Source organism: Lacrimispora sinapis, assembly GCF_043633585.1.
GTDB classification, from domain to species: domain Bacteria; phylum Bacillota; class Clostridia; order Lachnospirales; family Lachnospiraceae; genus Lacrimispora; species Lacrimispora sinapis.
Map to the genome: position 1 here is coordinate 3,085,438 of NZ_CP141832.1, position 14,700 is coordinate 3,100,137.

At 44.8% G+C, this 14,700-nt stretch carries 14 protein-coding genes; 3 read left to right on the forward strand and 11 right to left on the reverse strand.

The genetic code is table 11. The features are described 5' to 3' along the window. Positions 1–100 precede the first annotated feature (100 nt). Positions 101–628 (forward strand): ribosome hibernation-promoting factor, HPF/YfiA family, encoded by a 528-nt coding sequence (gene hpf / locus VIG27_RS14530; protein ID WP_394523230.1) that lies wholly within the window; start codon positions 101–103, stop codon positions 626–628. Positions 629–663: 35 nt separating this feature from the next. Here the strand turns inward: hpf and trxB are convergent, their stop codons facing one another. Further along, a complete protein-coding gene (gene trxB / locus VIG27_RS14535) occupies positions 664–1,590 on the reverse strand; it encodes a thioredoxin-disulfide reductase (protein ID WP_394523231.1) in 927 nt (308 codons plus the stop codon). A 197-nt stretch (positions 1,591–1,787) separates the two neighbouring features. Here trxB and ymfI point away from each other — a divergent pair, with 197 nt between their 5' ends. Next, positions 1,788–2,519, forward strand: coding sequence for an elongation factor P 5-aminopentanone reductase (gene ymfI / locus VIG27_RS14540; RefSeq protein WP_394523232.1), 732 nt, complete (start codon positions 1,788–1,790; stop codon positions 2,517–2,519). Positions 2,520–2,767: 248 nt separating this feature from the next. Here ymfI and yajC read toward each other — a convergent pair whose 3' ends face one another. The 4 genes from yajC to scfA all read right to left on the reverse strand — a co-directional run bounded on the left by yajC (position 2,768) and on the right by scfA (position 5,988). Next, a complete protein-coding gene (gene yajC, locus VIG27_RS14545) occupies positions 2,768–3,064 on the reverse strand; it encodes a preprotein translocase subunit YajC (RefSeq protein ID WP_394523233.1) in 297 nt (98 codons plus the stop codon). A gap of 49 nt (positions 3,065–3,113) precedes the next feature. Further along, complete coding sequence (tgt, locus tag VIG27_RS14550) at positions 3,114–4,256, reverse strand: tRNA guanosine(34) transglycosylase Tgt (RefSeq protein WP_394523234.1); 1,143 nt, start codon at positions 4,254–4,256, stop codon at positions 3,114–3,116. A 58-nt stretch (positions 4,257–4,314) separates the two neighbouring features. Beyond that, on the reverse strand, positions 4,315–5,709 hold the full coding sequence (gene scfB, locus VIG27_RS14555) for a thioether cross-link-forming SCIFF peptide maturase (RefSeq protein WP_394523235.1): 1,395 nt from the start codon (positions 5,707–5,709) through the stop codon (positions 4,315–4,317). Between the two features lie 132 nt (positions 5,710–5,841). After that, complete coding sequence (scfA, locus tag VIG27_RS14560; RefSeq protein ID WP_097003442.1) at positions 5,842–5,988, reverse strand: six-cysteine ranthipeptide SCIFF; 147 nt, start codon at positions 5,986–5,988, stop codon at positions 5,842–5,844. 183 nt (positions 5,989–6,171) lie between these two features. Between scfA and VIG27_RS14565 the strand changes: the two genes are divergently transcribed. Further along, entirely contained in the window at positions 6,172–6,531 is a 360-nt protein-coding gene (locus tag VIG27_RS14565) for a TIGR04086 family membrane protein (RefSeq protein ID WP_394523236.1), read from the forward strand. 105 nt (positions 6,532–6,636) lie between these two features. Here VIG27_RS14565 and VIG27_RS14570 read toward each other — a convergent pair whose 3' ends face one another. From VIG27_RS14570 to VIG27_RS14595, 6 genes are all read right to left on the reverse strand, one after another. Next, the gene (locus VIG27_RS14570; RefSeq protein ID WP_394523237.1) at positions 6,637–7,104 is read right to left on the reverse strand and encodes a signal peptidase II; all 468 of its coding nucleotides are present in this window, start codon (positions 7,102–7,104) and stop codon (positions 6,637–6,639) included. Positions 7,105–7,191: 87 nt separating this feature from the next. Next, positions 7,192–8,595, reverse strand: a complete 1,404-nt coding sequence (gene clpX, locus VIG27_RS14575) for an ATP-dependent Clp protease ATP-binding subunit ClpX (protein ID WP_394527607.1) — start codon at positions 8,593–8,595, stop codon at positions 7,192–7,194. Positions 8,596–8,780: 185 nt separating this feature from the next. Continuing rightward, the gene (locus VIG27_RS14580) at positions 8,781–10,181 is read right to left on the reverse strand and encodes a S1C family serine protease (RefSeq protein ID WP_394523238.1); all 1,401 of its coding nucleotides are present in this window, start codon (positions 10,179–10,181) and stop codon (positions 8,781–8,783) included. 124 nt (positions 10,182–10,305) lie between these two features. Then, positions 10,306–12,156, reverse strand: coding sequence for an LCP family protein (locus tag VIG27_RS14585; RefSeq protein WP_394523239.1), 1,851 nt, complete (start codon positions 12,154–12,156; stop codon positions 10,306–10,308). Positions 12,157–12,192: 36 nt separating this feature from the next. Beyond that, positions 12,193–13,611: an undecaprenyl-phosphate glucose phosphotransferase gene (locus VIG27_RS14590; RefSeq protein ID WP_394523240.1), complete on the reverse strand. Its 1,419-nt coding sequence runs from the start codon at positions 13,609–13,611 to the stop codon at positions 12,193–12,195. Between the two features lie 98 nt (positions 13,612–13,709). Next, on the reverse strand, positions 13,710–14,699 hold the full coding sequence (locus VIG27_RS14595) for a glycosyltransferase family 2 protein (protein ID WP_394523241.1): 990 nt from the start codon (positions 14,697–14,699) through the stop codon (positions 13,710–13,712). Position 14,700: the final 1 nt, after the last annotated feature.

The following is a 14,700-nucleotide window of genomic DNA, read 5'->3' on the forward strand; positions in this document are numbered from 1 at the left end:
ATAATTCACACTAATTATCTTAAAACTTTACAATCATATTGAATTATTCTCAAAAATATGTTACACTATTGCTATCTTAAGAAAAAGGAGCTGATGACTTATGCGTTTTACAATTACAGGAAAGAATATTGAGGTCACATCAGGGTTACGGGAAGCGGTTGAAGACAAGCTTGGAAAATTAGATCGTTTCTTTGCTCCTGCAACAGAAGCTACAGTAAGACTCAGCGTACAGAAAGAAATACAAAAAATCGAAGTGACAATTCCAGTGAAAGGACATCTTATCCGGGCAGAGGAATCCAGCACAGACATGTATGTTTCTATTGATCTGGTGGAGGAGATCCTGGAACGGCAGTTAAAAAAATATAAGAACAAGCTGATTGACAAGAAACAGAATGCGCCTTCCTTCTCCGCAGCTTTTATTGAAGAGGAGAATCACATCGACGATCATGTGGAAATTGTGAAAACAAAAAAATTCGCAGTTAAGCCAATGGACCCGGAAGAGGCATGTGTTCAAATGGAACTTCTGGGACATAGCTTTTTCGTATTTTTAAACGCAGACACAGACGAAGTCAATGTGGTTTATAAAAGAAAAGGCGGTTCCTACGGACTGATTGAACCGGAATTTTAATGTAAAAAGCAGCCAGGATAAAACCTGGCTGTTTTTTAATTTGCCTGAATTCTTGTTAAGTACCGTTCGACACTGGTAATGGCATTGGCGCCGTCAGATACTGCCGTCGATATCTGTCTGAGCTGCTTGGTACGGACATCTCCTACTGCAAATACTCCGGGGATATTGGTTTCACAGTCTTCTCCTGCTTTGATATAGCCGTGATCCATCTCGACCAGATTGTTGAACGCTTCACTCTGAGGATTGATTCCGACTGCAATGAATACTCCGTCTACAGCCAGTTTCCTGGTTTCTTCTGTATTAATATTCTTTATAGTCAGGGACTCAACCTGATCTCCGCCTTCAATCTCTTCCACAACCGTATCCCAAATGACTTCTACGTTATCCTGATTGAACAGCTGAGTCTGTAAGGTTTTTGCTCCCCTTAACTGGTTTCTCCTATGAATTAAGTATACCTTTTTACACATTCTCGCTAAGAAGATGGCATCTTCAATGGCTACGTCTCCGCCGCCTACGACTGCAGCCACTTTATTGCGGAAAAATGCTCCGTCACAGGTCGCACAATAGGAAACGCCCATACCGGTAAGTTCTTCTTCCCCGATTACACTTAATTTCCGGTGCTGCGCTCCGGTTGCAATGATAACCGACTTTGTTACATATGTCTTCTCTTCTCCCACTACGGTAAATAAACCGTCAGAAGCTTCGATCCTCAGAACCTCATCGTTGACGAATTCTGCTCCCAGCTTTTCGGCATGTTCTCTGAATTTCATCCCCAGATCATATCCGTTGATGCCAGGAAATCCGGGATAGTTATCCACTTCATAGGTATTAAGAATCTGACCGCCGCTTGCCATCTCTTTTTCGATTACAATCATTTTAAGCTCTGCTCTTTTTGCATAAACAGCGGCAGTAAGTCCTGCCGGCCCGGAGCCTATGATTACTACGTCATAAATTTCACTCATATTTATCTACCTGCTTTCTTAATTCGTTCTGTTATTTACTTCTTTGTATTCATTATATCTTACTAACCATGAAGTATGCAATGTCTGATCCGCGAGAAAACTAAAAAGTATAAAAAAGGTTTTTTTGCCTTTCTTGCATTGTACCTGTCAATTTGATAAAATAATGGTATCGAAAACTGACAGAAAGGGGAATGTTTATGTCCAGGAAAACGGTACTTATCACCGGTGCTTCCCGGGGAATCGGAAAAGCCATTGCCGTGAAATTTGCAAAAAAGGGGTATCATGTGGTCATCAACTGTCTTCACAGCGAAGAACGTCTGCTGCAGACCAAAAGGGAACTGGAAGCTTATCAGATCTCCTGTCTTTCCTATGTGGGCGACATGGGTGACATCACTCAGTGCCAGGAACTGTTTGAACAGGTACGCAAACAATTCGGTACTCCTGACGTTGTCGTCAACAATGCGGGGATCTCCTACATCGGCCTGCTGCAGGATATGAGCACTGAGGCCTGGGACCGGATCATCCGCACCAACCTGACCTCCGTCTTCAACTGCTGTAAGCTGGCTATTCCCGGAATGGTGGAAAAAAAATCGGGAAAGATCATCAACATCTCCTCCGTATGGGGTGTGGTGGGTGCCTCCTGCGAAGTTGCTTATTCTGCGACCAAAGGAGGAATCAATGCTTTTACCAAAGCCTTAGCCAAGGAACTCGCTCCCAGCAACATCCAGGTCAATGCCATCGCCTGCGGTGCCATTGATACTGAGATGAATCAATTCCTGGAAGAAGACGAACTGATCGCCCTCATAGACGAGATCCCTTCCGGCAGACTGGGCAAAGCGGAAGAGGTGGCTGATCTGGTTTACCATCTCGGTTATAAAAATTCTTACTTAACCGGACAGGTCATCGGTCTTGACGGAGGCTGGATCTAACCTGTCTGTTCTTCCTTCCGGCCACCGCTTCCGGCCATTTACAGGTTGTCTAAAAAATAACCTCATATTAAATCATATGTTGTAATTCAAATGCTGTACACTGAATCGGAGAATCCAGACCTTATGGTCTTCAATTTAGTTTATCTAAATTTAATTATATACAATCAAAATAGTTTTGTCAAGCTTCCATATTAAAAAGCGTCCGGAAAAGAAATTCTCTTCCGGACGCCTTGTTTTTTTATCTGATTTTAAACTTCTGGTTTTTCCACTTCAACAACTGCTGACTTCTGCATAGGAATTCTGCAGTTTTTGTTATTACCGAACTCAACGATAACGGTATCATCTGTCATATCGATGATGACTCCATAAAATCCGCTGGTAGTCAGAACACTGTCACCGATCGCAATGCTTGAAAGCATCTGCTCCTGTCTCTTCTTCTCTTTCTTCTGTGGTCTGATTGCAATAAAATACATAAAGCCAAAGATCACTGCAATGTAGAGAATCCAGAAACCCATGCCCATAGTACCGCCTGTTGCTAATAACATAACCATTTCCTCCTTATATAGATCCGCTTCCTTGCCGCGGTATCTTGTCCTATTTTTCGGATTGAGCTTCCATCATACCGGCTAGCTTCTTTTCCTTATATTCCCCATAACGCTGATGCTCGATTGCGTCACGAATCTCTTCCATCATTGTATTATAAAAATACAAATTATGCAAGACACATAATCTCATGCCAAGCATTTCTTTTGCCTTTAATAAATGCCGGATGTAGGCTCTGCTGTAGGAGCGGCAGGCCGGACACTGGCACCCTTCCTCGATAGGTCTGCGGTCCAGTTCATATTTGCTGTTAAACAGGTTGCGTTTGCCCTGATTGGTGTACACATGGCCATGGCGTCCGTTTCTTGACGGGTAAACACAGTCGAAGAAATCTACGCCCCGCTCTACAGACTCCAAAATATTGGCCGGAGTTCCCACACCCATTAAATACGTGGGTTTATTTTCCGGAAGATAAGGGACCGTCTCATCCAGAATCCGGTACATCTCTGAATGGCTTTCCCCTACGGCAAGTCCCCCTAATGCATAGCCGTCCAAATCCATGGCAGAGATGGTCTTTGCATGGGCGATTCGGATGTCTTCATAGGTTCCGCCCTGATTGATCCCAAATAACAGTTGTTCTTTGTTAATAGTATCGGGCAGGGAATTGAGCCTGTCCATCTCAGTCCGGCAGCGTTCCAGCCATCTGGTGGTCCGGTCTACACTATTTTGCATGTATTGCCTGGTGGCCGGATGGGGAGGACATTCGTCAAATGCCATCGCAATGGTAGAAGCCAGGTTGGACTGGATCTGCATACTTTCCTCTGGTCCCATAAATATCTTGCGTCCGTCAATATGGGACTGGAAGTATACGCCTTCTTCTTTGATCTTTCTGAGTCCGGTCAGGGAAAATACCTGAAATCCGCCTGAGTCCGTAAGAATAGGCTTATTCCAGTTCATAAATTCATGAAGGCCGCCCAGCTGCCTGATCACCTGATCACCGGTACGCACATGAAGATGATAGGTGTTTGACAATTGCACCTGGGTTTTAATCTCCCGCAGATCGTCGGTAGAGACACCACCTTTGATAGCCGCTGCAGTACCCACATTCATAAATACAGGAGTCTGAATGGTTCCATGGACCGTGGTTACCTCTGCCCGCTTGGCACGGCCGTCCTTTTTTATAATCTTATAATTCATTGATTGTCCCTTACTTTGGTTTCCTTATTTTTCAGTTACTTGACCGATTCATGCCTGATCATTCTTCCGCCAGAGCCGCCTTAATCATGATGGCACATTCAATCCGCTTCTTCTGCATCTCGCAGCCGATATCGTAAGCATCGGTAATGCTGCCATGGAAGTTAAAGGAATTGGCTGCACAGCCTCCGCTGCAGTAAAATCTTGCAAAGCAATCACGGCATTTGTCTTTTGCGTATACGTTGCAAAGTTTAAATTCATCACGGACTTCTGTGTTGGTCAGACCAATATCCACGTTTCCAAGAAGGAATTTCTCCTGGCCTACAAACTGGTGGCATGGATAAAAGTCTCCCCAGGGAGTCACTGCCAGATACTCGGTTCCCGAACCACACCCGGCAAGACGTTTTGCAACGCAGGGTCCCTGCTGCAGATCAATGTTAAAATGGAAAAAGTTAAAGCCTTTTCCTTCCTTTCTGCGTTTGATATACTCCACCGCAAGCTTATCGTATTCGTCTAAGATCTGAGGAAGGTCCTCTTCCTTGATGGCATAATATTCTTCCGGCTGGGCTACCACCGGCTCAATGGACATGCTTTCAAATCCAAGGTCTGCAAATTCAAGAACGTCTTTTGCAAAATCCATATTCCCTCTGGTAAAGGTTCCTCTGATGTAATAGTCCCTGGTTCCTCGAAGCTTGGCAAACTTCTGGAATTTGGGAACGATCAAATCATAGCTTCCTTTTCCGTTACGGAAAGGACGCATCTTGTCATTGACTTCTTTTCGTCCGTCAAGACTTAATACCACATTGCTCATTTCCTTATTGCAGAATTCCATGATCTCATCATTCAAAAGAACTCCGTTGGTGGTCATGGTAAAACGGAAGTTCTTATTATATTCTTTCTCTTTTGAGCGTCCGTATGCAACAAGCTGCTTTACCACGTCCCAATTCATCAACGGTTCCCCGCCAAAGAAGTCCACTTCTAAGTTTCTGCGGTTCCCGGAATTGGCGATCAGGAAATCCAGTGCCTTTTTCCCCACCTCAAAAGACATGAGGGCGCGGCGGCCGTGATACTCTCCTTCTTCTGCAAAACAGTACTGGCATGCCAGATTACAGTCATGGGCAATATGTAAACAAAGAGCTTTGACAACAGTCTTTCTCTTTTTAAAATCTACCACATAATCATGATACACATCTTTTGTAAACAGCTCTCCCGCATCGATCAAGTACTGGATCTCTTCCAGCGCTTCCATCACTTCTGCCTCTCCATAGGCTTCTTTCAGGCGGCTTAAAATCTCTTTCTTTGCGTGTTCTGATATCTTTTCCGGCTTATCCATCTCAGGAATGAAGTCCTGGGCGATGGCAACCGCATCGTACATCACCGGATCAACAGAATGGACCGAACCGCTGTTGACATCCATAATAATATGGAAGCCATTATTCATATATTGATGAATCACTTGTATTCTCCTTAATGAAAAAGGTTTACACCTTTTATTGATGTTTCGCAGACAAGCGAAGGAACCCCTACTGTCTAACGACCGTAGGGGGCATCTGCTTCTCTGCCTTATGGCTGTTCTATACAGTTTTAACTAACGGTTGCTGTTCTCACAGCTCTGATTTCCTACTGTACAGGATGTCTTGCAGGCTGACTGGCAGGAAGTCTGGCATTCGCCGCAGCCGCCTTTTTTCATGGATTCTTTTAATGTACTGGAACTTAATGTTTTAACGTGCTTCATAAACTTACACCTCCTGTATTTTACATAATTCCATGAGATTATACCACATGTTTTTTCGTAGTGCAAGATGAAATGGACGGGTGATACCGGCTGAGATTCCTTATTTTAAGCCAAACATCTTAGAATATCCTCCATACCGGGAGAATATACTGAACCATAAGACAAGATGTGAGGAGTATTCAAATGGAAAAATCAAAGCTTCAGGTCACATTAAGAAACCTGCTCATCACCTACATACTGACCGGAATCCTGCTTGTTGTCCTGGCCTTAGCACTTTATAAATTCCAGTTAAAAGAAGGCCAGATCCGCCTGGGTGTGAATGCGGTTTACATTATTACCTGTCTCATCGGGGGAATCCTTATGGGGAAAAGCATACGGCAGAGACGGTTCTTTTGGGGATTATTGCTGGGACTGCTGTATTTCGCAGTATTGCTGGTGGTTTCCTTTTTGCTGAACAAAGGGCTGAATGGGTCTATGAATCAGATCCTTACTACCATGGCGATTTGCGCGGCCAGCGGGACCGCCGGGGGGATGCTGAGCTAGGATGGGAGGAAAATGAGGGCACCGGCGTTTGAAAAAACGCTGTACCGGGAAAACCAGCCCTCATTTTCCGGTAGAATTGGTGGATTCATGGGAACCGTTTTAATCTCAGTGCTCACGAAACATTCTTATGAACTCTGCGATCAAAAGGATCAAAGCCCCCAGGAAGATGAAAATATCACCCAGATTAAATACAACTTTTTTAAGCTTTCCGAACTGAAGACTAAAATAGTCAACCACATACCGGCGGACAAGTCTGTCGTATAAGTTGCTTAACGCACCTCCAAGTGCAATGGAAAGTGCCAGCTTTTCTGCAAGCCTTCCCTTTCTCTGGAGAAGTCCGGCCAGCATTCCTCCAAGAAAGGAAGCCACGGCTAAGGGGACTGCCTGTACCAGCTCGGGGCGGTTTTTCAGAAAACCGAAGGAAAAACCGGGATTATGATTCTTGTATAGCAGGACTTTGCCGTTGGTTCCCTTCATTTCTTTGGGAAAGTCACATTCCTCCTGCTCCTCGATGGAACTTTTTATCAAAAGGTCCACGGCTGCCAAAAATACGATGAGACCGATAAATATCATGACGCACACTCCTTCCGACCTTATTATCTCCATTCTATTGTGTTTTTTATGCCTGGTCCTGTCATTCCTGATCTGCTTAACGGTACGTTAGCCTCTCATCTGTATGAATGGACCGCCCTTTTTGTCTAAATAAGCCCGGGTAATAACAACGGAGCCAATGTTGGGGTCTTTGGGGATCTCATACATGATATCCAGCATAAAGTTTTCGATTATGGCGCGCAATGCTCTGGCACCGGTCTTTTTCTGAAGCGCTTCTTCTGCTATCCATTCTAAAGCATCATCTTCAAATACGAGCCGGACCTCATCAAGCTCCAGAAGCTTTTGATACTGTTTTAAAATGGCATTCTTCGGTTCTTTAAGCACGCGGATCAATAACTCCTTGTTCAGGGATTCCAGTGTGACGAAAATGGGCAGACGGCCTAAAAATTCCGGGATCATGCCGAATTTCCTTAAATCCTCGTTGGTCACATGGGAAAGTATATTATCATCCTTATCATACTGATCTTTTAGTTCTGCCGAAAAACCGATGGAGGCTTTTTCTTTCAAGCGTTCTTTGATAATATCCTCCAGATCCGGGAATGCTCCTCCGCAGATAAAGAGTATGTTATCTGTCCGTACGGTGGTCATAGGAGTAAGCGCATTCTTCTGGTTGGAACCTACGGGTACCTCTACCGTACTTCCTTCCAACAGCTTTAACAGCTCCTGCTGTACGGATTCCCCGCTGACATCCCGGCTGCTTGTATTCTTTTTCTTTGCAATCTTATCAATTTCGTCAATAAAAATAATTCCCCGTTCTGCCTTGTCCACATCATTGTCAGCCGCCGATAATAGCTTGGATACGACGCTTTCTATGTCATCACCGATATATCCAGCCTCCGTTAATGAAGTGGCATCTGCAATGGCTAAGGGAACGTCAAGAAGCTTTGCCAGAGTTTTTACCAAATAGGTCTTTCCGCTTCCCGTAGGACCGATCATTAAAATATTGGATTTTTCGATCTGTACATTGCCTTCCTCGTCCTTGTTTTCCTTATTTCCCAGATAAACTCTTTTATAATGGTTATAAACTGCCACAGAGATTACCTTTTTGGCTTGTTCCTGGCCGATGACATATTCATCAAGCTTCTGCCGGATGATATGAGGGGCAGGAATATCCTCTAAGCGCAGCTCCGGCTTTGGTTCTTTTTCCGACCGCTTTTTGATCTTCTGCTTTTTGGGGATATCGAGATCCTGGTTGTTCAGCTTGCCAAGATCACTTAAATTCAAATTCATATAGGGCATATTGGGTATCTTGCTTATATCAAATCCGCCCTGAGTGACGGAATCAAAAGCCTTCTGCATACAATCATGACACAGATTCATGGAGCCAGGCATGGAAACCATGGGGCCTGCTACACTTTCCGGCCTCCGGCATACATAGCAGACTTTTTCGTATTCCTCCTGCTCTTTCTTCTTCTCTTCTCCATCAGAGCCATTGACCGTCGTATCTTCCATCTTCTCCTCCAGTAAATCTTTATCGTTCAATCTAGGTTCTCCTTCTGTCTGTAGTTATATACTATATAAGAATATTATAAAGCATTTAAAACACTCCTACAAGTGCCGGCAAGGAATTTAGACTTTTTTAATGAATCAAAGACTCCCCATGCCAAACGCCTTTGACACAGGGAGCCTTCTCCAAATTAACTTTGCGGCTGAGTCTCTGCAGGCCGCTTGCCAAGTGTAATATTTACAGTTCTTTCTACATACTGACCATTCTCAACTGACTGAACCGTAACAGGTACTGTGGTTCCGCCTTTGTAATATTTCAGCATGTTTGTTAAATCGTCGTAAGTCTTAATGCTCTGTCCGTCAAACTTGGTAATAATATCCTTTTCCCGCAAATCGGACTGGCTGGCTGCGCCGCCTTCCACGATCTTATAGATGAAGACGCCCTGGGGCATACCAAGCTGCTGGCTGGTGGCCGCATCAATATTCTTGCACTGGATCCCTAAATAGCCCTGTTCTCCATCTGCTACCGGAGTTCTGGTCGTCTTGGTCATCAGGTTATCAATGATGGTCTGTGCCTTTGAAATAGGAATCGCATACCCCATGCCTTCTACATCGGTAGAGGAGTATTTTGCAGAATTGATACCGATCACCTCTCCCTGCATATTCAAGAGAGCGCCGCCGCTGTTACCAGGATTGATCGCCGCATCGGTCTGGAGAAGGTCACGGTTCGTTCCGTCTTCCGTCTGAACCGTACGGTCAAGAGCGCTGATATAACCAACGGTCACGGACTGGCCGTAGCCAAGAGCATTCCCGATCGCTACCACTCCCTGGCCAACCTTTAAGTGATCCGAATTTCCGAGTGTAGCAATTGAAATCTTTGATAAGGTTTCGGAAGAAATGTTCTTTAAGGGAACTGCAATCACTGCAAGATCGGAATCGGCATCGGTCCCTTTGATGGCTGCATCAACAGCAGCCTGATCAATAAAGGTAACCTTTAACGCTTCTGCTCCTTCAACCACATGGTTGTTGGTCACAATTAAAAGCTCATCGTTATTCTTTCCTACGATAATGCCGGAGCCGCTTCCCTCTCCTTCCCTCTGCATCGGCCCGAACCAGGTCTGGCTTTCATAAACCACCTTACTGGTAATGGCTACAACCGATGGTACTGCTTTGTCTACAATGCTTGACACGTCATTGACACCACTGATGGCTGAGGTATTGGAAGCAGGGCCTGCCGCCGAAGTGGAAACGGTTTCGGCTTTGTTTATCTCAACGGTATTTTTATTGCCGTAGGCACCGGCGGCCCAGTTGATGCCGACCATGGTACTGCCGGCTATGACCCCGAATACAAGTGCTCCGCTGACAAGTGCAGCGGCTTTCTTTACAAAGCCTTTTTTCTTGCGTGGAGGTACTTCTTCAAGAACGTTGGATTCTGCTGATTTACGGAACTGATATTCCTGGTAATGAGGAATATTCTGAGGTTCCGGGGCCGGACGGGGATCAGGGTCCCTCATTACAAAATTTGTATTTACCGGATCTTCTTTATGCTCTTCAGGATTTAATCTGCCTGTATCTTTATTATCATCAAACATAATATCTATCTCCTTTCCTCTCCACTGATTATCTTTTTGATAACCACAGTCTATCAATGAATTGTGACCATTTTGTGATGAAATTATATTGAATATGTGAAAAGAAAAACGGAGAGATACTATCTTAATTTGCAGGCGGTGCAGGCACTACCGGTGCCTCTGTATTTCCTCCGGTGACTCCATTGTCCGGATATGGGGGAGCAGTTTCTCCCGGACCGGCCGGATCGCCTTTTGTGGTCTCAGGGGCTGTTGTCTCACGAGGGGCTGTTGTCTCATGAGCCGCTGTTGTCTCGTGAGCCGCTGTTGTCTCATGAGCCGCTGTTGTCCCTTTGTTTCCAGGTCCATGAGCGGTAGTTTCTGTGTTTCCTCCGGAATGTGCCGGTTTGGTCTCTCCTGGTTTCATTCCGCCGGGTTCCGTCTGCTTTGACTCTCCTGGCCTGGTCTCCTTTGTTTCGCCGGTGAGTCCAGGTTCCCTTTTGATTGGCTTTCCGTTGGCATCCGTTTCCTGGGCGGAGCTTTCCTGAGAAGAGGATTCTTCTGCCTCCGAGGTTTTTACTTCCTTGGTTTTCTCTGTTTCCTTCTTTGAATTTCCTTTTTTTGTACCGTATTTATCGTCCGCATCCTTACCGCCTTTGTACATACCGGAATCAGCGGCGATCTTGGAGCTGATCTTTTTCACCATATCAGAGGGTTCATAATTTTCTTTCCCAAAGAGAAACTTATGAAGCTCTGAAACATTGGTAACCAGAGTCTGGGGAATTACACAGTCTCCCTTCTTGCCCATCTTCATATCTCCGCGGCTGAACGGGAAACCACCCGTCTCGCCGATGTGATACTTGCCAATGTCTAACAGAAGTTCGGTAAAGTCACTGAAGGTAAGGTTGGTGCCCACCTGTTCCACTTCCATTAAAAGAATACGGTTTAACAGACCTAAATCCGCTTTTTTTGCTTTTTCAAATGATTTTTGAATGATCAGTCTCTGACGCTCGGTTCTTGCATAGTCCGTATCCATCTTTCTCAGTCTTGCATAAGCGACCGCCTGAACACCGTCCAAATGATTCATGCCTGATGACTTTAAATGAACGGAAGGAACGCCCGTCTTTTGCACCGTCTCTGTAATAAAAGAGTTGATATATCGGAATTCTGCTTTGGTAATGTCCACGTCAACACCGCCCAGCATATTGATCCCGTCTGCAACGGATTTCCAGTTAAATGTCACGTATTCTGAAATATCCAGATCAAGATTCTTATTAAGGGCTGCCAATGCCTGAGAGGCGCCCCCGTTGGCATAGGCGGAGTTTATCTTATTATAAGCACTGCCTTCATTAATATTCAAATATGTATCACGGAATATGGATACAAGCCGGATTTCTCCGTTGTCCCGGTTGATGTTACATATCATAATCACGTCGGCGTTGGTGCCTTTATTTACATTGCCGTCACGGCTGTCCACGCCAAACACAGCAATGGTCCGGTATCCGGTCATATGTTTTTTCTGCTCATCAGACATCACTTCGTTCCGGACCTGTTTTTCATCAAAGTTATCCGGGCGCTGGATGGCTCCCATAATTCTTGCAACGTATGCATAGGCAAAAATGAAAGTCAGCGTAAATAATTCTGCAATGGCCAGAAGAATGATCCGTTTAACTTTTCTTTTTTTGCTGCTTTGGGACGCACTCCGGCTGGAAGCTGACGTCTTTTCCGAAACCGGTTTTCTTGGCTGCTGTCTGGTACCGCCGTCTCCGATTACGATCTGCCCTCCGGATGCCGGCCGGCTTCTGCTTTGCGGATTTCCGGAGGACTGCCTCCGGCGGACCTGGGCATTCGTTCCGCCTCCGGTTCTTTTCTCTTCAAAGTCTTCATAGTCATCATCCAGGTAGTAATCTCCATCGGACGGATCTGGTTTTGAATTATAACCGCGTCTTCCCCTTTTCGTTTTCTCACGGTCTAATTCATCATCAAATTCATTTTTCATTTATTTAACCTCATCCTAATCGTGTCGTATCCAATATCAGTACGCATTTTTATTAACAAACCCTTTGAACATTGTCAAAAACAGGATTTTAAAATCATATCCCAAGGTCCAGTTTTCAATGTAATACAAATCGTGCTCGATCCTTTTTGTAATGGAAGTGTCTCCCCTTAATCCGTTGACCTGTGCCCAGCCTGTAATTCCGGGGCGCACCTGATGCTTAATCATATAGCGGGGAATCTCTTCTTTGAATTTTTCTACAAACAGGGGTCTTTCCGGCCTTGGGCCTACCAGACTCATGTCCCCCCGGAGAACATTGAAAAACTGAGGCATCTCATCAATGCTTGTCTTTCTGATAAACCGTCCTACCGGCGTTACTCTGGAGTCATGGGGAGTGGTCCATTTATTCTTTTCTTCCGTTGGGGACTGAACCACCATGGAACGGAACTTATACATTTGAAACGGCCTGTTGTGAAGGCCTACACGCTCCTGCTTGTAAATAAGAGGACCGGGAGCCGTCAGCTTTATGAGCACTGCCGTCAAAAGCATCACAGGAGAAAACAGAATCAAAGCTATGGCCGCACCTATGATATCCACGGCCCGTTTGACCATCGCATTGACCGGGTCTGTGAGCGGTACCCGGCGGATATTGACCACCGGAAGTCCCTGCAGATCCTCTATATAAGGTCTTGTGGGGATCATGTTATTATAATCTGGTATAAACTTGGTATGAACTCCTGATTTTTCACAGGAGGCCACAATCTTCTCTAAATTGGCATATTCATTAATGCTCAGTGTAATGGCAATCTCATCTAAGGAGTTTAAAGCCAGGATCGCATCTAAGTCCTTGATCTTTCCTATGACATTGACTCCCTTATATCCGCTTCCCCACTCTTTTTTATTGTCCAGAATACCTTTGATCTGGTATCCCCATTCGGGATTCAAACGCACCCGGTCAATGAAACCTTCTGCGGCGCGGCTGTAGCCGATCAAAAGAATGTGCTTCTGGTTGTAACCTTTGGCACGCATGGACCGCAGAATGCTTCGGATCAGATTCCGCTCTGCGGTTTCCAGAATAACGTTGATGGCAAAGAAATAAAATACCATCCTGGTGGAAAATTCACGGAAATAAGGATTCTTTTTGATCAAAAACAGAATCAAGGTAAAAAGCAGTACTCCCAGTAAATTAGCCTTTAAAATATTGGCAAACTCATACCGCCTTACCTGAACTCTTTTCGGCGCGTACAACTGGAAGATGCCGTATAGCAACAGATAGGTCGGCAAAATTAAAAGAAGTGCCGCAAAATAGTACTGAGGTGCCAGGACCCGCTTATAGGGGCTGAACAACTGGTTGCCAAGCAAAAGGAACAGCCAGGCAATGACATAAGAAATGACAATGACCAATCCATCCAGTACTACATGAAATCCATTAAATTTTTTCTGATTATCCTTTATCATAGCAGCAAAACCTTCCAATCGTGCATTGCACCATATTTCTCCATGATAATTCTAGTTTATTATACATGATATGTTGTTATAGTTCTATAAAAAATTTCTTAAAATGGCCTGTCAATTTTTAGTTTTCTTCGTAAAAATTCCCAAATATAAAGGACCGTTCCCAAAATCAATTCGATTTCAATTTTTACATAATTGAAAAACCGGGGCATTTGAAACCGAACCTTTTTTGTGGTCCTTGCGGTCCGCAGCCCTTCTTTTAATCCTTCCACATAATCAGATTCAAATCCGATTTTCCGGAAAAACAAGTATTTCACGAATATTCCCAAAATAAGGGGAAACAGATTCAAAAGGAGCTGCAGGGCAGGCATATTTTTATAATTTAAGTAGATATTATTTCTGGCAGCCAGTTTGACCTTAAAGGAATTGTACTTGGAACCGCTGGTTCCGCTTCCCACATGATAAACCACGGCGGAAGGACAGTATACGTTTTCGTAACCGTGGATCTTTGCCCGGTAACCTACGTCTATATCCTCCAGATACGCAAAATGAGCTTCATCGAATCCGCCGATTTCCTCAAACACCTCTCTGCGGTAGATGGCGGCTCCGGCACAGGCTGCAAATACGCTTCTGGGCTTTTTATACCCCCTGCTGCTTTGGCCCACGCCCCTTTGGTATGCCCATCCCAATACACTGTACATGTCACCGGCATCATCCATCAGTTCCTTATGATGGAGCTGGATCATCTTGCTGCTGGCGGAAAATATCTTTGGAGACCGGTCCATCATACGGACCAGCTCCTTTACATAATCCGGCTGCGGCTCAGTATCGTTATTCAATAGAATGACGTAAGGGGTCTTGGCATGGCGGATTCCCACATTCACAGCACCGGAAAAACCGGTGTTTTTCTCCAGAAAAACCGCAGGAATCTTATGTTCCTTCAGCCACTCCACACTTCCGTCTGTGGAACCGTTATCAACCACAAGAAGCTCAAAGTTTTTATCACTTTGAGTTTCCAGGGCTTTCATACAGGGTTCCATGAATTTTAATCCATTATAATTGGGAATAATGATGGTTACTTTTTTCTTCATC